This window comes from Bradyrhizobium sp. SZCCHNRI1029, assembly GCF_032487555.1.
Classification (GTDB): Bacteria; Pseudomonadota; Alphaproteobacteria; order Rhizobiales; family Xanthobacteraceae; genus Bradyrhizobium.
In genome coordinates this window covers 50,525-69,974 of the sequence record NZ_JAUEUK010000011.1, presented here as the reverse complement: position 1 = coordinate 69,974, position 19,450 = coordinate 50,525, and the positions used below count along the sequence as shown (strand labels likewise).

The 19,450-nt window shown below is 67.0% G+C and carries 19 protein-coding genes; 5 read left to right on the top strand and 14 right to left on the bottom strand.

The window, feature by feature from the left end; translation table 11 throughout:
• Nucleotides 1–9: 9 nt before the first annotated feature.
• The 3 genes from atpD (at nt 10) to QW861_RS27315 (ending at nt 3,806) form a co-directional block, all read left to right on the top strand.
• On the top strand, nt 10–1,452 hold the full coding sequence (gene atpD, locus QW861_RS27325; RefSeq protein ID WP_315715937.1) for a F0F1 ATP synthase subunit beta: 1,443 nt from the start codon (nt 10–12) through the stop codon (nt 1,450–1,452).
• A 91-nt stretch (nt 1,453–1,543) separates the two neighbouring features.
• Nucleotides 1,544–1,951 (top strand): F0F1 ATP synthase subunit epsilon, encoded by a 408-nt coding sequence (locus QW861_RS27320; RefSeq protein WP_315715938.1) that lies wholly within the window; start codon nt 1,544–1,546, stop codon nt 1,949–1,951.
• A 166-nt stretch (nt 1,952–2,117) separates the two neighbouring features.
• On the top strand, nt 2,118–3,806 hold the full coding sequence (locus QW861_RS27315) for an adenylate/guanylate cyclase domain-containing protein (RefSeq protein ID WP_315750640.1): 1,689 nt from the start codon (nt 2,118–2,120) through the stop codon (nt 3,804–3,806).
• Nucleotides 3,807–3,892: 86 nt separating this feature from the next.
• Here QW861_RS27315 and QW861_RS27310 read toward each other — a convergent pair whose 3' ends face one another.
• The 11 genes from QW861_RS27310 to obgE form a co-directional block, all read right to left on the bottom strand.
• Entirely contained in the window at nt 3,893–4,399 is a 507-nt protein-coding gene (locus QW861_RS27310) for an RNA pyrophosphohydrolase (RefSeq protein WP_315750642.1), read from the bottom strand.
• Between the two features lie 141 nt (nt 4,400–4,540).
• The gene (locus QW861_RS27305) at nt 4,541–5,047 is read right to left on the bottom strand and encodes an RNA pyrophosphohydrolase (protein ID WP_315715941.1); all 507 of its coding nucleotides are present in this window, start codon (nt 5,045–5,047) and stop codon (nt 4,541–4,543) included.
• Nucleotides 5,048–5,136: 89 nt separating this feature from the next.
• Nucleotides 5,137–6,354 (bottom strand): divergent polysaccharide deacetylase family protein, encoded by a 1,218-nt coding sequence (locus QW861_RS27300; RefSeq protein WP_315750644.1) that lies wholly within the window; start codon nt 6,352–6,354, stop codon nt 5,137–5,139.
• Nucleotides 6,355–6,536: 182 nt separating this feature from the next.
• The gene (locus QW861_RS27295; RefSeq protein WP_315715943.1) at nt 6,537–7,889 is read right to left on the bottom strand and encodes a S41 family peptidase; all 1,353 of its coding nucleotides are present in this window, start codon (nt 7,887–7,889) and stop codon (nt 6,537–6,539) included.
• On the bottom strand, nt 7,886–9,256 hold the full coding sequence (locus QW861_RS27290) for a murein hydrolase activator EnvC family protein (protein WP_315750646.1): 1,371 nt from the start codon (nt 9,254–9,256) through the stop codon (nt 7,886–7,888). Before QW861_RS27290 ends, QW861_RS27295 begins: the two co-directional genes overlap by 4 nt.
• Before the next feature lie 33 nt (nt 9,257–9,289).
• The gene (rlmH, locus tag QW861_RS27285; RefSeq protein WP_315715945.1) at nt 9,290–9,772 is read right to left on the bottom strand and encodes a 23S rRNA (pseudouridine(1915)-N(3))-methyltransferase RlmH; all 483 of its coding nucleotides are present in this window, start codon (nt 9,770–9,772) and stop codon (nt 9,290–9,292) included.
• 57 nt (nt 9,773–9,829) lie between these two features.
• Entirely contained in the window at nt 9,830–10,186 is a 357-nt protein-coding gene (gene rsfS, locus QW861_RS27280) for a ribosome silencing factor (protein WP_315715946.1), read from the bottom strand.
• A gap of 311 nt (nt 10,187–10,497) precedes the next feature.
• Nucleotides 10,498–11,121 carry a nicotinate-nucleotide adenylyltransferase gene (locus QW861_RS27275; RefSeq protein ID WP_315716185.1) on the bottom strand — a complete coding sequence of 208 codons (624 nt, stop codon included), beginning with the start codon at nt 11,119–11,121 and terminating at the stop codon, nt 10,498–10,500.
• Nucleotides 11,122–11,187: 66 nt separating this feature from the next.
• The gene (locus QW861_RS27270) at nt 11,188–12,477 is read right to left on the bottom strand and encodes a glutamate-5-semialdehyde dehydrogenase (RefSeq protein WP_315750647.1); all 1,290 of its coding nucleotides are present in this window, start codon (nt 12,475–12,477) and stop codon (nt 11,188–11,190) included.
• A gap of 74 nt (nt 12,478–12,551) precedes the next feature.
• Nucleotides 12,552–13,688 carry a glutamate 5-kinase gene (gene proB / locus QW861_RS27265; protein WP_315750649.1) on the bottom strand — a complete coding sequence of 379 codons (1,137 nt, stop codon included), beginning with the start codon at nt 13,686–13,688 and terminating at the stop codon, nt 12,552–12,554.
• A gap of 144 nt (nt 13,689–13,832) precedes the next feature.
• Entirely contained in the window at nt 13,833–14,903 is a 1,071-nt protein-coding gene (obgE, locus tag QW861_RS27260) for a GTPase ObgE (RefSeq protein ID WP_315750650.1), read from the bottom strand.
• Nucleotides 14,904–15,104: 201 nt separating this feature from the next.
• Between obgE and QW861_RS27255 the strand changes: the two genes are divergently transcribed.
• Entirely contained in the window at nt 15,105–16,022 is a 918-nt protein-coding gene (locus QW861_RS27255) for a DMT family transporter (RefSeq protein WP_315715950.1), read from the top strand.
• A 78-nt stretch (nt 16,023–16,100) separates the two neighbouring features.
• On the opposite strand, the gene QW861_RS27250 is transcribed toward QW861_RS27255, so the two are convergent.
• The 3 genes from QW861_RS27250 to rplU form a co-directional block, all read right to left on the bottom strand.
• On the bottom strand, nt 16,101–16,691 hold the full coding sequence (locus QW861_RS27250; protein ID WP_315715951.1) for a GNAT family N-acetyltransferase: 591 nt from the start codon (nt 16,689–16,691) through the stop codon (nt 16,101–16,103).
• Nucleotides 16,692–16,830: 139 nt separating this feature from the next.
• Complete coding sequence (gene rpmA / locus QW861_RS27245; RefSeq protein ID WP_315750651.1) at nt 16,831–17,100, bottom strand: 50S ribosomal protein L27; 270 nt, start codon at nt 17,098–17,100, stop codon at nt 16,831–16,833.
• Nucleotides 17,101–17,239: 139 nt separating this feature from the next.
• Nucleotides 17,240–17,623, bottom strand: coding sequence for a 50S ribosomal protein L21 (gene rplU, locus QW861_RS27240; RefSeq protein WP_315750653.1), 384 nt, complete (start codon nt 17,621–17,623; stop codon nt 17,240–17,242).
• A gap of 359 nt (nt 17,624–17,982) precedes the next feature.
• On the opposite strand from rplU, the gene QW861_RS27235 reads away from it, so the two are divergent.
• On the top strand, nt 17,983–19,122 hold the full coding sequence (locus tag QW861_RS27235) for an ROK family protein (RefSeq protein WP_315750655.1): 1,140 nt from the start codon (nt 17,983–17,985) through the stop codon (nt 19,120–19,122).
• The last annotated feature ends 328 nt before the right edge of the window (nt 19,123–19,450 follow it).

The following is a 19,450-nucleotide window of genomic DNA, read 5'->3' as shown; positions in this document are numbered from 1 at the left end:
AGACACTCAATGGCTACCGCAGCCAACCAGATCGGTCGCATCACCCAGGTCATCGGCGCCGTCGTCGACGTGCAGTTCGAAGGTCACCTGCCGGCCATTCTCAATTCGCTCGAAACCAAGAACGCCGGCAACCGCCTGGTGCTCGAAGTGGCCCAGCATCTCGGCGAATCCACCGTGCGCACCATCGCGATGGACACCACCGAAGGTCTGGTCCGCGGCCAGGAGGTGACCGACACCGGTTCGCCGATCCAGGTGCCGGTGGGCGTCGGCACGCTCGGCCGCATCATGAACGTGATCGGCGAGCCGATCGACGAGGCCGGTCCGGTCGAGGCCGAGGGCCTGCGTCCGATCCACGCGGACGCGCCGAGCTACACCGACCAGTCGACCGAAGCCGAGATTCTCGTCACCGGCATCAAGGTCGTCGACCTCTTGGCTCCCTACGCCAAGGGCGGCAAGATCGGTCTGTTCGGCGGCGCCGGCGTCGGCAAGACCGTGCTGATCCAGGAGCTCATCAACAACGTCGCCAAGGCGCACGGTGGCTATTCGGTGTTCGCCGGCGTCGGCGAGCGTACCCGTGAAGGCAACGACCTCTATCACGAGTTCATCGAATCCAAGGTCAACGCCGATCCGCACAATCCCGATCCGAGCGTCAAGTCGAAGTGCGCGCTGGTGTTCGGCCAGATGAACGAGCCGCCCGGCGCCCGCGCCCGCGTCGGCCTGACCGGCCTCACCGTCGCCGAGCACTTCCGCGACCAGGGCCAGGACGTGCTGTTCTTCGTCGACAACATCTTCCGGTTCACCCAGGCCGGCTCGGAAGTGTCGGCGCTGCTCGGCCGCATCCCCTCGGCGGTGGGTTATCAGCCGACGCTCGCCACCGACATGGGCGCGCTGCAGGAGCGCATCACCACCACCAACAAGGGCTCGATCACCTCGGTGCAGGCCATCTACGTGCCGGCCGACGACTTGACCGACCCGGCGCCGGCGACCTCGTTCGCGCATTTGGACGCCACCACCGTGCTCAACCGCGCGATCTCGGAAAAGGGCATCTACCCGGCGGTGGACCCGCTCGACTCGACCTCGCGCATGCTCTCCCCGCTGGTCGTCGGCGAGGAGCACTATCAGACCGCGCGTCAGGTCCAGCAGATTCTGCAGCGCTACAAGTCGCTGCAGGATATCATCGCCATCCTGGGCATGGACGAGCTGTCGGAAGAGGACAAGCTGACCGTGGCCCGCGCCCGCAAGATCGAGCGCTTCCTGTCGCAGCCGTTCCACGTCGCCGAAATCTTCACGGGATCGCCGGGCAAGTTCGTCGACCTCGCCGACACCATCAAGGGCTTCAAGGGCCTGTGTGAAGGCAAGTACGACCACCTGCCGGAGGCCGCCTTCTACATGGTCGGCAACATCGACGAGGCGGTCGAGAAGGGCAAGAAGCTGGCCGCTGAGGCAGCCTAAGGGCGAATAGGGAGCAGCGAATAGACGAGCTGTTCGCTGCTTCCTCCTTCACTACTCGCCATTCGCTATTCGCTATTCGCAGGTTTCCCCAATGGCTACTTTCCATTTCGATCTCGTCTCGCCGGAAAAGATCGCCTTCTCGGGCGAGGTCGACCAGGTCGACGTTCCCGGCCAGGAGGGTGATTTCGGCGTGCTCGCCGGGCATGCGCCGTTCGTGGCGACGCTGCGGCCGGGTATCCTGACGGTGACATCAGGCGGATCGCAGCAGAAGATCATCGTGCTCGGCGGCCTTGCCGAGATCTCGGACAAGGGTCTGACGGTTCTCGCCGACGTCGCCACGTCGCTGAAGGAGCTCGACCAGACCGCTTTCGCGGCCGAGATCGCCGGCATGGAATCCAAGCTGAACGAGAAGCAGGGCAACGAGCTCGATCGCGCGATCGAGCGGCTCGATCACTTCAAGACGATCCAGCAGCAGCTCAATACGACTGCGCTGCATTGATCCCACCGCACGACGTATGAATGAACGTTCATGGCCGGGCTCTGCCCGGCCATTTTCGTTTGGGGCTCGAACGTCGTGCGCCGGTCGATGACTACTTCAAGGGAGGCCGGTTGCATGCTCACCGATCTGACGGCATGCTCCCGGCCAATCCAGCGGGCGCGGTGACATGGCAGGACAGATCGTCTTGAAACGCAAGATCGCGGCGATTTTCGCCGCCGATATCGCCGGCTATTCGCGCCTCGTCGCGGAGGATGAAGAAGAGACGCTACGGCGACTGGCGGCCTATCGCGAGGTCGTTGACGACTTCATCGCGCGAGCCGGCGGCCGCATCTTCAACACCGCCGGTGATGCGGTGCTCGCGGAATTCCCCAGCGCGGTCGAAGCGGTGCGTTGCGCGATCGACATCCAGGAGAGCCTGCGCACGCGCAACATGGCGTATCCGCCGAGCCGGCAGATGAGCTACCGCATCGGCATCACCATCGGCGACGTCGTCGAGCGCGACGGCGATCTGCTCGGCGACGGCGTCAACATCGCAGCACGCCTCGAGGGCCTCGCCGACGTCGGCGGCATCTGCATCTCGCGCGCCGTTCATGAGCAGGTCGCCAACAAGCTGTCGGTGCAGTTCGCCGACATGGGCGCGCGGGAGGTCAAGAACATCCCGACCCCGGTGCACGCCTATCGCGTGGCGATGCGCCGCGAGGACGGCACCTACGCGCCGCCGGAAGAAAAGAAAGCCGCCCGCGGGGGCGGGCTCCGCCTGATCTGGCGAATTGCGGCCGCCGTGGTTGCGCTCGGAGCCGTTGGGGTCGGGACCGAGCTCTATCTGGATTATCGCGATCCGCACCCCGCGCAGCGCGATGCCGCCAAGGCGGCCGCGGAAGCGCTGGCCCGGCTGTCGGCCACGCCGGCTTCGCCGTCCTCGGTCCCGTCTGCATCCCCATCCCCCGCGCCGACGCAGTCATCCGTCGCCAGGCAGCCGGCCGACTCGCCGCAGCCGCAACAGTCGCCCTCGCCTTCATCCACTGTCGCCGCCGAGAAGTTTGCACCCGAAGCCGTGCCGTTCGTGAGCGAGCGGACCCGCATTGCACTGGCGCGCGACTACGTGCCGGCACCGGATCACAAGGCGTTCGCGACCACGATCAACGGCGTCAGCGCCTATGTCACCGGACAGGCGAGCGACGACGCGGCGAAATCGGCTGCGCTGGAGCAGTGCCAGCAGCGCGCGGAAAATGCGAACGGGCCGCGCAAATGCGAACTCTATGCCGTCGGCGACAATGTCGTTTACGTGCATAGCAAACCGCCGTTGCCGCCGCAGCCCTGGGTGCGCCACGACCCGATGACCGAGCGCGCCTTCAGCGCGGCAGAGATGCCGCTGGTGCGCGATACAGGCCGGGCCCGGCTCGAAGCGAACTACGGCACGGCGCGTCGGACCAAGGCCATCGCGCTCGGGCCCGGCGGGCAGTTCTTCTACAGCGTCGGCGGCGACCTCGTCGACGATGTGGTTCGCCGCAATCTGGAAGCCTGCGGTGCCCAGGCGGGCACCGCCTGCATCATCGTTGCGCTCGACGATGCCTTCGTGGTGCCGATACCGACCGTGATGAAAGCCACCGGCTTCTTCCGCGCGGCCATCCATCAGGCGATCGCCCCGGAGGCGCGCGAGGAGGTGGCGCGACGTCTCGAGGCCGCGACGTCGGGCTGGAATGCAGTCGCGGTCGGCACGGCCGGCCACCCCGGCTTCGGCCTCAATGGCGACCGTGAGGAGACGGCGATCGGCGGCGCGCTGGCCGACTGCGCCACGCGCGACAACGACTGCCGGGTGATTGCGATCGGGCCGTTCACGGTCGAGGACAATTAGGCCGGCGAACTCTCGCGACATCGCCTTTCCGAGGCGCGCGGAGCGTCGGCCCTTGAATGACGAAGAGCCCCGCGCTCCGACGTAGATCAGTCGCCAACGTTGGCGAGATGCGCAAAAGCCTGCGCCACCGCGCGATAGACCTCGCGACGAAACGGCACCACCAGCTCCGGGACGCGCGCCAGGCGGTCCCAGCGCCAGGCGTCGAACTCGGCCGGCTGGCCGTTGCGCGGCGTCACCGGATCGATGTCGGCCTCGCGCCCGGTGAAGCGCATCGCGAACCATTTCTGGCGCTGGCCGCGAAAGCGCGCGAGCCGGTGGTTCGGATCCTCGAATGGCGGAAATTCGTAAGTCAGCCAGTCGGTCTCGCCGAGGATGTCGGCGTCGCGAATGCCGGTCTCCTCCCACAGCTCGCGCCGCGCTGCCGCCTGAAGATCCTCGCCGGGGTCGACGCCGCCCTGCGGCATCTGCCATTCGAGCCCGGGCAGCACGATCTCCGGCCCGTCGTCGCGAAAGCGGCGTCCAAGGAAGACGAGCCCTTCGGCGTTGAGCAGCGCGATACCGACATTCGGACGATAGGGTCTGGTCTCGGTCATCCTCGAATCCATGAGCTGTCGTTCGCATGGCAGTGCATCATGACGGCATCGTCGCGACGCATCTGCAGAGATTCCCTGCAGCTCCTGCGCAGAAGCGGACTAGCGGATGTCGGGTACCGCGTCGAGGGCGGGGATCGCGATTCAATCGCCTGCGAGCGGAGCGAATTCCTTGACCACGCGCTCATAGACCGGCCGCTTGAACGGCACGATCAGCCCCGGCAGGTTCTTCATCGGCTCCCAGCGCCAGCTGACGAATTCCGCCTTGTGGTGGCCGCCGCCGGGGCGCTCGACATCGATCTCGGCATCGGCCCCGGTGAAGCGCAGCGCGAACCATTTCTGGCGCTGGCCGCGATAGCGCCCCTTCCAGGCACGGCCTGCGACCGTGCGCGGAATATCGTAGGTCAGCCAGTCGCCGACCTCGGCCAGCTTCTCGACGGAGCGCACGCTGGTCTCTTCATACAGCTCGCGCTTGGCCGCCTCCCAGGCATCCTCGCCGGGATCGACGCCGCCCTGCGGCATCTGCCAGACATGGGTGTCGTCGACATGCTCGATTCCGCCGGCGCGGCGACCGATGAAAACCAGCCCCTCCGAATTGATCAGCATGATGCCGACGCAGGTGCGGTAAGGCAGGTCCTCGTAGCGCGTCATTCCGGTCTCGGCCTTCCTGCGGGGACCCCTGCGCCTCGCCGCGCAGGCCTCCCGCTGTCACGTCGCCAGTCGGGCCGGCGCACGTTCGTTCAGTTCGATTTTGATTTCAGCATCGCGGTTGTCAATGGCACCAGCAGAATGCCCTTGCGGTCGAGCCCCTTGATCCAGGTGCCGATACGGTCGATCGAGGCCGGCAGCGCCGAGGCGGTTCCGACGGCGACGCCACGTTCCTTGGCCAGGCTTTCGAGCTTGGCGAGCGCATTGTCGATCTCGACCGGGGTCGGCACCGCGTCGATGGCGACGTCGCCCTTCGCGAACGGCATCGCGAGCCCCGTGGCCAGCGAGGCTGCCACGCTGCGCGGGGCTGCGCCATCGTCGAACAGGGCCAGACCGCGCTTGGCGGCCTCGTTCACGATCGGCTGCATCGCCGCTTCCGTTGCGACGAAGCGCGCACCCATGAAGTTGCCGATGCCGACGTAACCCTGCAGCCGGCTCATGTGCCAGAACAGCCGGTCGATGTTCTGGTCCGGTCCGAGTGTTGCGAGCAGCGTCTGCGGACCCGGATCGTTGTCGGGATAGTCGTAGGGCTCCATCGGGACCTGCAGCAGGATCTCGTGGCGCTGCGCCCGGGCGCGCTCGGCGAGCTTGGTCGGATCGGAGCCATAGGGCGTGAAGGCCAGGGTGACCGCCGGCGGCAGCTTCATGATCGCGTCCGCCGTCTTGGCGGCGCCGACGCCGAGACCGCCGATCACGATCGCGACGGCCGGCATGCGCGCCGCCTTGGCGCGGTCGGCCTCGGCCGCATAGGCAGTGAATGGCTTCAGCCCGTCGGCCATCACCGGGATCATGCCGTAGCGCGACTTCTCCAGCAGCCGCGGGTCCACGCCGGGCATCTGGCTCGCGGGCGCGGCCGATCCAGGCTCTGCCGTCTCGCCACCGGCACCGATCGCGACCTCCTGGCGGGCGCCACTGGAGCCGTCGATGATGGTGACCGTCTTGCGCTCGCCGGCCTCCTGCTTGGCCGCGGGGGCCGCGCCGTGGTCGGCCTTTGCGTCTGGCTTGCCATCCGGCTTGGCGGCGGCCTTGTCGTCGGTGGGCTTTGCGCCCTCGTTGATCGCGACGCGGGCGACCGGCTCGCCACCGAGCGGATTGTCGTTGAACATCGCAAAGCCGGCAAACACGACCAGGAACAGCCCCAGCAGCATCGCGAGGGCCTGCAGGGCCGTGAAGGGAAGCCGAATGCGGCGCCTGCGACGCTTTTCCGTCTGCCCGAGCGGGGCGCTCAGCTCGTCGGCCGTCTCTGTCATCGAAATTCCCGAATCAATCGGGTCGACGATACCACGGCGGGGATTCGGACGCAGGGCCGGTGTCCGCAAGCCCGTAGATCGGCGGAGCGGCAAACCAAGAAGCCGTCCAAAAAGGAAGGGCGGCCCGGAGGCCGCCCTTCAAAGCTGATTCGCGTCGGTCGGCTGCCGCTCAGTTGGCGACCTCAGTTTGCCGCCTTGGCCGGCTTGTCGGCCGCGGCCTTCTCGGTCGGCGCCGGGGTGTTGGCGCTGTTCTTGATGCCGTGGAGCAGGTCGGCGGCCATTTTGAGCGCCTTGTCGTCCTTGGTGTCCGGCGGCACGTAAGACTGCGAGCCGGTCTTCTCGTCGCCGTCGTTCTTCAGATGGCCGCGCAGCGACGCCTCGCCCTTGGTGTCGGTGCGCGACTTCAGCTCATCCGGCACGTCCTGCAGCACCTCGATGTCGGGCACGATGCCCTTGGCCTGGATCGACTTGCCCGACGGCGTGTAGTAGCGCGCGGTGGTCAGCCGCAGCGCGCCGTTGCCGGCGCCGAGCGGGATGATGGTCTGCACCGAGCCCTTGCCGAACGAGCGGGTGCCGACCAGCGTCGCGCGCTTGTGATCCTGCAGCGCGCCGGCCACGATCTCCGACGCCGACGCCGAGCCGCCATTGATCAGCACGATGACCGGCTTGCCCTTGGTCAGGTCGCCCGCATGTGCCGCGCGGCGCTGCGTCTCCTCGGCATTGCGGCCGCGGGTCGAGACGATCTCGCCGCGCTCCAGGAACGCGTCGGAGACGGTGACCGCCTCCTCGAGCAGGCCGCCCGGGTTGTTGCGCAGGTCGATGATGTAGCCCTTCAGCTTGTCACCGATCTGGTTCTGCAGGTCGGCGATGCTCTTCTTCAGGCCCTCGGTGGTCTGCTCGTTGAAGGTGGTGATGCGGATATAGGCGATGTCGTCGCTCTCGGTGCGCGAGCGCACCGAGCGGACGCGGATGTTGTCGCGGGTCAGCGTCACGTCGAGCGGATTGTCGGCGCCCTTGCGCACGACCTTCAGCTTGATCTTGGTGCCGACCGGACCGCGCATCTTCTCGACCGCCTGGTTGAGGGTCAGGCCCTGCACGGCTTCGTCGTCGAGATTGGTGATGATGTCGTTGGCCTGGATGCCCGCCTTCGAGGCCGGCGTATCGTCGATCGGCGACACCACCTTGATCAGGCCGTCTTCCATCGTCACCTCGATGCCGAGGCCGCCGAACTCGCCGCGGGTCTGCACCTGCATGTCGCGGAAGCTCTTCGCATCCATGTAGCTCGAATGCGGATCGAGCCCCGAGAGCATGCCGCTGATCGCGGACTCGACCAGCTTCGAATCGTCGGGCTTCTCGACATAATCGCTGCGCACCCGCTCGAACACGTCGCCGAACAGGTTGAGCTGGCGATAGGTATCGGCGGTCGCGGCGCGCGCCGTCGATCCCATCAACACCGCGCGCGGTTGCGAGACGAACAGGGTCAATGCCGCACCGGTGGCCGCGCTCAGGAGAATTACCGAAGTCTTACGCATCATCCGCGTACCTTTTCGCCTTCATTTGCGGCCCACCATGGGCCTGGATCGATTGGAGTGCCGTCCTTACGGAACTCGACATAGAGCACTGGTTGACTCGCGTTGGTAGCGAGAATGGAGGCAACCTGGGAGCTGTTACCCATGATCGCGACCGGCTCTCCCGTCTGAACAAACTGCCCGATGTTGACGGAAATGCGCTCCATCCCGGCGATCAGGACATGATACCCGCCACCGGCGTTGAGGATCAAGAGTTGTCCGTAGCTACGGAAGGGACCCGCATACACAACCCAGCCATCACACGGGGTTGTGACCTGAGCCCCTGGCCGGGTTGCCAAAGAAATGCCTTTATCCGAGCCGCCCGCACCGTCCGATGCGCCAAATTCGCGGATCTTGGTGCCGTTGACAGGAAACGTCAGCATGCCCTTGGTCGAGGCGAACGCGATCGCGGGCGCCTTGCGGCCCGGGTTGCGCAGCGCATTCGCGTCCGGCTTGCTGTTGACCGGCACCCCCTGCAGGCTCGCCGTCGAGGCAGCCTTGGCCGCGCTCTTGAGGTCCAGCTCCATCGTCGTGATCAGTCCCTGCAGCGAGTCGATCTGCTGCGCCAGCACGGCGGCGCGCGCGCTTTCGGCTTCCATGTCCTTCTCGGCCGAGCTCTGCTTGCGCTGGCGTTCCTCCACCAAGGCGGCGAGACGGGTCTGATCGGTGCGCAGCCTGTCGCGGTCGCCGGCGAGCTTGTCGCGTTCGCTGGCGATCGTCTTGCGGATGGCGACGAGCTCGCCGAGATCGGTCGAGAGCTTCTCCGCTCGGCTGCGCATCTCGGGGATCACCGAACCCAGCAGCATCGCCGTGCGCAGGGATTGCAGCGCGTCCTCGGGACGGACCAGCAGGGCCGGCGGGGTGCGGCGGCCGGCGCGCTGCAGTGCGGCCAGAACCTCGATGATCTCCGAGCGCCGCGCTTCCAGCGACGTCCGCAGATCCTGCTCGCGGCCGTCGAGCCCGCGCAGCCGCGTTTCGGCCTCGCCAACCCGCACTTCGACGCTACGCACCTGCGCCGCGACGTCGATCAGCTGCTGATTGAGCTTGCCGCGATCCTCGCCGAGCGCGGCGATGTCGGCCTTCAACCGCTCCTGGGCCTCGGCGGCGGCCTTCTGGGCGGCGCGGGCGGCCTCGAGCTCCTGTTCGCGCTGCTTCAACTGCTCCGGGGTGGCCGGCGTCGGTGACGCGGTGCCGGGGATGGATGGCCGGAGTCCGCTCTGCGCCAGCGCCGGACATCCGGAAAAGACCACCACGAGCGCGACGAGCGACGCGCGGCAGGACCGGCCGCTGCGGACAGGTCTTGGGAAGCAGGAGAGGGGCCGCGCAGCGAACATCGAGGTCCTTATTGTGCTCCCATCGTCCCTTGTTCAAGCGCGGTGATAGGGGTGACCGGCAAGGATCGTAGCAGTACGGTAAATCTGCTCGAGCAGCAGGACGCGGACGATCTGGTGCGGCCAGGTGGCGGCGCCAAACGCAACCCCAAGCTTGGCTCTGCGCCGCAAATCGGGCGAAAGTCCGTCGGCGCCGCCGATTGCGAAGACGGCAGCCGGAATGCCTTCGTCCCGCCAGCGCCCAAGATAACCCGCAAAAGTTGTACTGTCGACGTTCCGGCCACGCTCGTCGAGACAGACGAGCACGGACTTGTCGGGGATCGCCGCCGATATCGCGGAGGCCTCCTCGGTCATGCGCGTCGCCGCATCGCGCGCGCGGCTTTCCGGGATTTCATGGATGTCGAGGCCGCGAAAGCCGAGCTTGCGGCCGATGTCGTCGAAACGCTCGCGGTAGCGCTCCGCGAGCTCCCGCTCGGGACCCTGCTTCAACCGGCCGATGGCGACCACGATCAGGCGCATGCGCACCCGACTAGCACGTGCGCCGTACGATTCGCACCCGCCGCGGCGTGGGACCGCCTAGACCGCCTTGGCCGGGTTCGGCCCTTGGGTCCACAATCGCTCGAGATTGTAGAACTCGCGAACCTCGGGTCGAAACACGTGCACGATCACGTCGCCGGAATCGATCAGCACCCAATCGCAATTGGGCAGGCCCTCGATGTGGAGTTTCTTGGTGCCGGCTTCCTTCAGGCCCTTGGCGACGTTTTCCGCGATCGATCCGACGTGCCGGTTCGAGCGGCCCGTAGTAATGACCATGTAGTCGGAATACGCCGATTTGCCGTGAAGATCGATCGTGACCGTCTCCTCCGCCTTCATGTCTTCGAGGCGGGAGAGGATCGTGCGCAGGGTCTTGTCGGCGTCGGGTTGCGCCTGCAAGGCCGCATCTTGGGTCGACGTCTTACGCGCTGACTTGGCCGTCGCCGACTTGGTAGTCGTTGCCTTCGTCTTCGGTAAGGCCGACTGGGACAATACAGATGTGGTCAGGGACCATTCCTTTCACTGTATCGCAGGCCGAATCCAACCCGGCCTGCTGACCATATTAGGCATGTGGGGTTAAGGGTTTCAACAATCCAGTACCCCGGTCGTCCGGCCCGACACCGTCCAGGCCGTCCCCGCTTCGGACCGTAGCGGAGACGGCAAGTTCCATGCATATCCGATGCCGCGCGCGATGGCGAACGCGCGGCCTTTCAGAACGACTTCCAACTGCCGTCCGGGTTCCTCAGGCCCGTCGAGGACAGGCTGAGCTTGAGGCCGGTGAGGTAGACCCAGGCTGGAGCGGCGCGGTCGGCCAGACGGCTGGCTTGCGCTTCGGGAATGCGATACCGCGCCAGGGCGCGTGCGGCGGGCGCGTTCAGGGCGCGGAAGCTGCGGGGCGGACGATCGACCACGGCCATCGGAACCTGGGCCGCGATGTGCCGCCACTTCTGCCAGCGATGGAACTGCGCGAGATTGTCAGCGCCCATGATCCACACGAAGCGCAAGCGCGATGCACGCCGGCGCAGATAATCGATCGTGTCGGCAGTGTAGCGGGTGCCGATGACGGATTCGAGACAGCTGATCTCGATGCGCGGATCGGCGGCCACCTTGCGCGCCGCCTCGGCGCGTTCGGCCAGCGCATGCAGCCCGCCATTGTTCTTGAGCGGATTGCCCGGTGTCACCAGCCACCAGACACGGTCCAGCTGCAGCCGCTTCAGCGCGAACAGGCTGATCGCGCGGTGCGCCTGGTGCGGCGGATTGAACGAGCCGCCGAGCAGGCCGATGCGCATGCCATCACTGTGGGGCGGCAGCGCCTGGCGGATCGCAAGGCGCATGGCTGTGGCGTCGGTCACGGCTGCCCCCGCCTGCTGCTCGTGCAACTCAACCACAGGATGCGGCCGTCATGGCCGCGTCTGCCCGGTGCCGTGGATGCGATATTTGAAGCTGGTGAGCTGCTCGACGCCGACGGGGCCGCGCGCATGGAACTTGCCCGTGGCGATGCCGATCTCGGCGCCGAAACCGAACTCGCCGCCGTCGGCGAACTGGGTCGAGGCGTTGTGCAGCACGATCGCCGAGTCGACCTCGTTGAGGAACTTGTCGGCGGCCGCATTGTCATCGGTGACGATCGCGTCGGTATGGTGTGAGCCGTGCGCGTGGATGTGGGCGATCGCGCCCTCCACGCCGTCGACGACCTTCGCGGCGATGATCGCGTCGAGATATTCGGTGTCCCAGTCCTCGTTGCTGGCCGGCTTCACCCGCGCATCGGCCGCGCACACGACCTCATCGCCCCGCACCTCGCAGCCGGCGCCAATTAGCATGTCGACCAGCGGCTCGATCTTGTCGGCGGCCGCGCGATCGACCAGCAGCGTCTCTGCCGCGCCGCAGACGCCGGTGCGGCGCATCTTGGCGTTCAGCACGATCGACTTGGCCATCTCCAGGTCGGCGGCGCCGTCGACATAGACGTGGTTGACGCCTTCGAGATGCGCGAACACCGGCACACGTGCCTCGGCCTCGACGCGGGCGACGAGGCTCTTGCCGCCGCGCGGCACGATGACGTCGACGCCGCCGTTCAGGCCCGACAGCAGCAGGCCGACGGCGGCGCGATCGCGCGTCGGCACCAGCGTGATCGCAGCCTCCGGCAGGCCCGCCTCGCGCAGGCCTTCGACGAGGCATTCGTGGATGGCGCGGCAGGAGCGGAACGAGTCCGAGCCGCCGCGCAGGATCACGGCATTGCCGGACTTCAGGCACAGCACGCCGGCATCGGCCGCCACGTTGGGGCGGCTCTCGAAGATCACGCCGATCACGCCGAGCGGCACCCGCACGCGCTCGATGGTCATGCCGTTCGGCCGCTGCCAGCTCTCGGTAACGATGCCGATGGGATCGGCGACCTCGCGCACAGCGGCGATGCCGTCGGCCATCGCGGCGACGCGGGCCGGGGTCAAGGTCAGGCGATCGAGGAAGGAGGAAGTGATGCCGGCGGCCTTGGCCTCGACCACGTCCTCGGCATTGGCGGCGATGATCGTGTCCGCGCGGGCCCGGATCAGCCGCTCCATCGCGTCCAGCGCCCGGTTCTTCTGCTCGGCCGGCGCCAGCGCCAGCACGCGCGCGGCGGCGCGCGCCTGCTTGGCGAGGTCGTTCATCAGCGCAGGCAGATCGGCGCTGCCGTCGATGGCTTTCAAAGGCGCGGTCATGGGCGTTTCAACCTTGAATTAAGGCTCTCCAGTAGCACGGAATTCGGCCGTTTGCGAACGCTGGTGCCGCGGTCTCAGACCGGACCGGCACCTGCCGGGCCGATCACCAGATCGTCGCGATGGATCATCTCGGCGCGGCCGGAGATGCCGAGGATGACGGCCACGTCCGGCGACGAACGGCCCTTGATCCGCTCGGCATCGTCGGCGTCATAGGCGACGAGGCCGCGGCCGATCTCATGGGTGTCGGGGCCGCGCACCACCACGGCATCGCCGCGGGCGAACTGGCCATCGACACGGATGACGCCGGCCGGCAAGAGGCTTTTGCCCGCCCGCAGCGCGGTCACGGCGCCGGCGTCGATCGTCAGCGTGCCCTTCGGCTCCAGTGAACCCGCGATCCAGCGTTTGCGCGCGGTGACGGGGTTTGCCGGCGTCAGGAACCAGGTGCAACGGCCGCCATTGGCGATCGCGGCCAGCGGGTGCTCGATCTTGCCGGAGGCGATCAGCATGTGGGTGCCGCCAGTGGTGGCGATCTTGGCGGCTTCGATCTTCGTGCGCATGCCGCCGCGCGAAAACTCGGAAGCCGCGCTGCCGGCCATGGCCTCGATGTCGGCGGTGACGCTCTCGACCACGGGGATCAGCCGCGCATTCGGATCCTGCGCGGGCGGCGCGGTGTAGAGGCCGTCGATATCGGACAGCAGCACCAGCAGATCGGCGCTCGCCATGGTCGCGACACGGGCGGCGAGGCGATCATTGTCGCCATAGCGGATCTCGGCGGTCGCGACCGTGTCGTTCTCATTGATGACCGGCACCGCGCGCCATTCCAGGAGCTTGGCGATGGTCGAACGGGCGTTGAGATAGCGCCGGCGCTCCTCGGTGTCCTGCAGCGTCACCAGGATCTGGCCGGCACTGACGCCATGAGCGCCGAGCACCTCCGACCAGGTCCGCGCCAGCGCGATCTGGCCGACCGCGGCGGCCGCCTGGCTCTCCTCCAGCTTCAGCGGTCCGCGCGGCAGCTTCAATCGGCTCCGGCCGAGCGCGATCGAGCCCGAGGATACGACCAGCAGCTCGCAGCCGCGGCTGTGGAGCCGGGCGATGTCGGCCGCCAGCGCGGCGAGCCAGGAGGCGCGGACCTCGCCGGCCTCGGAATCGACCAGCAGCGACGAGCCGACCTTGACGACGATGCGGCGAAAATTTTCGAGACGGGGTGCCATGGCGTGAACGGGGTCGGTTCGAGCCCTCGCATCGTGATGAGAGGTGCGTGGCTGACACGCGGTCCGCACGGGACGGGGCTCAAGTGTTGATGGATGGCGGCGAGTGTCGCAAGCGAGGGCCTGCGAGGCAAGGTTGGCTTCAGTTCAGCCCTGCGGTGACGTTGGGGCCGCCCACGGCTCCTCGGTCGCGGCGCTCTCGGTCGTGCTCTTGGCCTTGAGGGACACAGGCTGTTCGCCGACCACGTCGGCGAGCTTGCGCAAAGCTTCCTTGACGCATTCGCCCGTGGCGCCGGAAATCAGCAGCGGCGTCTTCTTGGCGGCGCGCTTCAGCCGGTCCCTCTGCTTCTTCAGCTCGTCCGGATCGACCGCGTCGATCTTGTTCAGCGCGACGATCTCGACCTTGTCGGTCAGCTCGCCGCCATAGGCTTCGAGCTCGTGCCGCACGGTCTTGTAGGCCTTGCCGGCGTGCTCGCAGGTGGCATCGACCAGGTGCAGCAGCACACGGCAGCGCTCGACATGGCCGAGGAAACGGTCGCCGAGGCCGGCGCCCTCATGCGCGCCCTCGATCAGGCCGGGAATGTCCGCCAGCACGAACTCGCGGCCGTCGGCGTTCACGACGCCGAGCTGCGGATGCAGCGTGGTGAACGGATAGTCGGCGATCTTCGGCTTGGCGGCGGAGACCTTGGACAGGAAGGTCGACTTGCCGGCATTGGGCAGGCCGACCAGGCCGGCATCGGCGATCAGCTTCATGCGCAGCCAGATCCAGCGCTCCTCGCCGGGCTGGCCGGGATTGGCGTTGCGCGGCGCCCGGTTGGTCGGCGACTTGAAATGGGCGTTGCCGAAGCCGCCATTGCCGCCCTCGGCCAGCACGAAGCGCTCGCCCACCGCGGTAAAGTCGTGGATCAGCGTCTCGCGATCCTCGTCGAAGATCTGGGTGCCGACGGGAACCTTCAGCACCACGGACTTGCCGCCGGCGCCATGGCGGTCCTTGCCCATGCCGTTCTCGCCCTTCTGGGCCTTGAAATGCTGCTGGTAGCGGTAGTCGATCAGGGTGTTGAGGCCGTCGACGGCCTCGATGATGACGTCGCCGCCGCGGCCGCCATTGCCGCCGTTCGGCCCGCCGAACTCGATGAACTTCTCGCGCCGGAACGCAACGCAACCGTTGCCGCCGTCGCCGGAGCGCACATAGACCTTGGCTTCATCGAGGAATTTCATGATGCGTCCTACGTAGGCGAGGCGGGTCCCCACGGCAACCGCGGAATGGGTTTAATTCGGCCCGAAGCCTTAATTTCGAGCGGTAAAGCCGCGCTGCGCAGCACGTGGACAAGGCGTGCGCAGGGGTTGCAGCAGGGCTGCATGACGCGCCATGCGGAAGGGCTGGAGCCGCGGCGGCGTGCCTGATAAGGCAGCCCCATCATGAGCGTGCTGTCCCGAATCTCCACCGCCAACGATGAGCGCTCGGCGCGGCTGGCCGGCATCGGCCTGATGCTGCTGTCGATTGCGATGTTCTCGTTCGGCGACGCCCTCGGCAAGTTCCTGGTGTCGACCTATGCCGTCGGCCAACTCCTGTGGCTGCGCGCCTGTGCGGCGCTGCTCTTGCTCGCACCGTTCATCTGGCGCAACCGCGCCGCGTTCCTGCAGCTCGAGCGCCCCTGGCTGCAGCTGGTGCGCGTGATCCTGTCGACGCTGGAGGTCGCGGCGTTCTTCCTCGCCACCGTCTATCTGCCGCTCGCCGACGTCATCACCTACTATCTCGCCGGGCCCATCTTCGTCACCGCGCTGTCGGCGCTGGTGCTGCGCGAGCATGTCGGCTGGCGGCGCTGGACCGCGATCATGATCGGCTTCTGCGGCGTGCTGATCGCGCTGCGGCCCTCGGCGCAGACCTTCAGCCTGCCGGCCTTGATCGCACTCGGCGGCAGTCTGTCGTTCGCGGTGCTGATGCTGATCACGCGCAGCCTGCGCGCGACGCCCGACATCGTGATGGCGTCGTCGCAGTTCGTCGGGACCTTCCTGCTCGGCGCCGCGATGTCCTCGTTCGGCTGGGTGACGCCGACGTCCGGCAGCCTGGTGCTGTTCGCCGCCGCCGGCCTCATCTCGGTGACCGCGCTGTTCTGCGTCAACCGCTCGCTCAAGCTGGCGCCGGCCTCGGTGGTCGTGCCCTATCAGTACACGATGATCGTCTGGGCCGTGCTGTTCGGCTTCGTCGTGTTCGGCGACGTGCCGCATCCCGCCACCATCATCGGCGCCACCATCATCATCGGCGCTGGGCTGTACATCTATCTGCGCGAGCGCAGCCTGGGGCAGGGCCAGGGTGCGGTGAATCCGCCGGCCTGAGATGCGACCCTCCCCTGGAGGGGGAGGGTCGCCTCACGCGGAGCGAAGCGACACGTGAGGCGGGGTGGGTGGCCCGGCCTAACTCCGCCGCCCCGCATTGGCCCAGGCCTTCAGCGAGGACCAGACGCCGCGGGTCAGGCGGAAGGCGTCGACCGGGGCGGACGAGCCGATCACCTCGAAGCGGTGCAGCTCGACGCCGGTCCATTGGAAGCCGCACTTTTCCAGGATGTTGCGCGAGGCTGGGTTGCTGACGCGGGCGTGCCCGATCAGCAAATTGTCCTCGCTCGTCTCGAAGAAATGGTCGATCGCGGCGCGCGCGGCTTCGGTGCCGAAGCCGCGGCCCCAATGCGCAACGCCCAGCCAGTAGCCGAGCTCGGCACGGCCCGTTGCTGCTCGATTGATCCCGACCATGCCGATCGGCGTGTCCAGATGCTCGATCAGGAAGGCGGTCTCACCCGTCTGTTCCAGCGCGCGAACGAAGCGAGCGGCATCGACCTCCGAATAGGGATGCGGCAGGCGGCGGGTATTCTCGGCGATAACACGGTCGTCGGCGAGCCGGGCGATGGCGGTCACGTCCGCGAGCACCGGCGCACGCAGCGTCAGCCGGGAGGTTTCGAGGACGCAAGGTCTCGCCTCGCGCAAGGTGGGAGTGGTGATGTCCTGCAGCATGTCGGGCTCCATCGACGCTTCGGGATCAACTGATCAGCGAAAATGAAAAGGGGAGGCCGGTTGTCCCGCCTCCCCTGGAGCCATCTGGCGCTCCGCCGGTTTGTCAGGACCCGGCGGACGCGAATTGTTCCACCGTATTCTACTCAGCAGCCTCGGCGAGTACCGGACGTACCGAGATGAACGTGCGGTTGGCACGGTCATGGAACTCGACGACGCCCTCGATTTTCGCGAAGATCGTGTGATCCGTGCCCATGCCGACGTTGAGGCCGGGATGCCAGGTGGTGCCGCGCTGACGCGCAATGATGTTGCCGGGAATCACGCGCTCGCCGCCGAACGCCTTGATGCCGAGGCGCTTGCCCTTGGAGTCGCGTCCGTTGCGGGATGAACCGCCTGCCTTTTTATGAGCCATCGCTCGTCTCCGATCTCTTGCGATCACCTTTAGCGCGATTCCGCTAAGGGATCATTCACATTTGCAACCTGCGCGGACGAAAAATCCACGCGCGATGAGGTTCAACCCGGTGCGGCGCGCGAGACGTGCGCCGGCACGCTTACTCGGCGGCGTCGGCCGCCGGGGCTTCCGCCTTGACCTTCTTCGGGCGCGGGCCCTTGGTCGGCTTGGCGTTGTCGGTCAGGATCTCCGAGACGCGGATCAAGGTCAGCTCGTCCCGGTAGCCGCGCTTGCGGCGCGAATTCTTGCGGCGGCGCTTCTTGAACGCGATCACCTTGGGTCCGCGCTTGTGGTCCAGCACCTCGACGGCCACGGACGCGCCGGCCACCGCGGGGATGCCCAGCATCGGCGTATCACCGCCGACCACCAGCACCTCGTTCAGCTGCACGATCGTTCCGGGCTCACCGTCGATCTTGCCAATCTCGAGCACATCATCCGGGGCGACGCGGTATTGCTTGCCGCCGGTCTTGATGACTGCGAACATCGTTCTCATCCTTCGTGTTCGATCCCGGCCTCAGAGCGCGATGGCCCCGGGTCGGCTTCTTGTTCAGTCGTTATGGTTCATGTGGTCCGGCCCGATTGGAGCCGGAAGTCGCGCCCGAGGCTTTGAGGCCTCGAGAAAGGGCGCAACGACAAACGGCGCAGGAACGCCCGCGCCGGTCGATCGGGCGCTTATAGCGGCGTGAGCCGGCGAGTCAAGGTGAATGGCCGGTTGCCGCTCGGATGGGATGCCCGGGCCCCGCCGACCCCCGGCCGCCATTCGCTCGACCCGGCGCACCGGACCCGCAACCAACTGTTCCCTCCGCCGTTGTCCGGACCCAATGCACAACAGGGCAGGATCGCATGGCCGACGACGTCATGACCACCACGGGCATCGCCCGCCACGGCGCCGCGCGGCTGCCGACGGTCGAGATCGACAGCTTCAACATCGAGCTCAAGGACGAGGACGGTTTCCTCGGCGACCGCGCCTCCAAGGGCGCCTTTCGCAAGATCCTGGAGCGCTGGCGCAAGCCGTTGCGCAAATCCGGCAAGGATCCGTTCGGCGACGAGGACAGCGAGACCATCAGCAAGAAGGCGCTGGACGCCATCCTGGTCGGCGACGACACCGAGGCCTCGGCCGTGGTGCACTCCGCGATCGAGGAATTCGCCCAGGAGCTCGCCCACGTCACCCGGCGCTTCCTGCGCACCAAGGCCTGGGCCAAGACCGAATGCATCGTGGTCGGCGGCGGCTTTCGCGACTCTCGCCTCGGCGAGCTCGCGATCGCGCGCACCGAGATCATCCTCAAGGACGAGGGTTTTGGCGTCGAGCTGGAGCCGATCCGCTACCATCCCGACGATGCCGGCTTGATCGGCGCACTGCATCTGGCGCCGTCTTGGATCTTCGAGGCCCATGACAGCATCCTGGCGGTCGATATCGGCGGCACCAACATCCGCTGCGGCGTGGTCGAGACCGCGCGCAAGAAGGCCCCGGACCTGTCGAAAGCGTCGGTGTGGAAGTCCGATCTCTGGCGCCATGCCGATGACGAACCCACGCGGGAAGGTGCGGTCAAGCGGCTCGCCAAGATGCTGAAGGAGCTGATCGAGGAGGCGGACGCCGAGGGCCTGCGGCTGGCGCCCTTCATCGGCATCGCTTGTCCCGGCGTCATCAACGAGGACGGCTCGATCGAGAAGGGCGCACAGAACCTGCCGGGCAATTGGGAGAGCAGCAAGTTCAACCTGCCGGCTAGCCTGGTCGAGGCGATCCCGATGATCGGTGATCACGACACCGCGGTGCTGATGCACAATGACGGCGTCGTGCAGGGCCTCTCCGAGGTGCCGTTCATGCAGGAGTTCGAGCGCTGGGGCGTGCTGACCATCGGCACCGGCCTGGGCAATGCCCGCTTTACCAACCGCCGCAAGGAGAACGGCCGCAGAGACAGGGACGACAAGGCCAAGGAGGACAAGGCCGACGACAAGAAGGCGGCCAAGAAGAAGAAGGATTGAGCATTGGCGCGGCCGCACCATGTCTCTCGGCGGTCCGGAGGGGGGGGTGCATGCTGCGCTGCAGCATGGCGCCTTCGCGCTCCCGGACGTGCGGAAAACCGCCGTACAACCAGTCGGATGGCCTGGAACCCGGTAACCTTGACTGGTTAGGTTAAGGAACGGTTCGCATTGCGATGCACGCGCAGATGGCTCAGGGTCGCCGGCGTCGCTCAGGCCGGCCGGATTGACCCCCGTCTCTTCCGTCGGTTTCCCCAAGATGTAGCGACACGGGACCGCCGGTATGTGTCAGCGTACGGCGGTCCCACCTTTGTCTCCTGGCCTCCGTCGC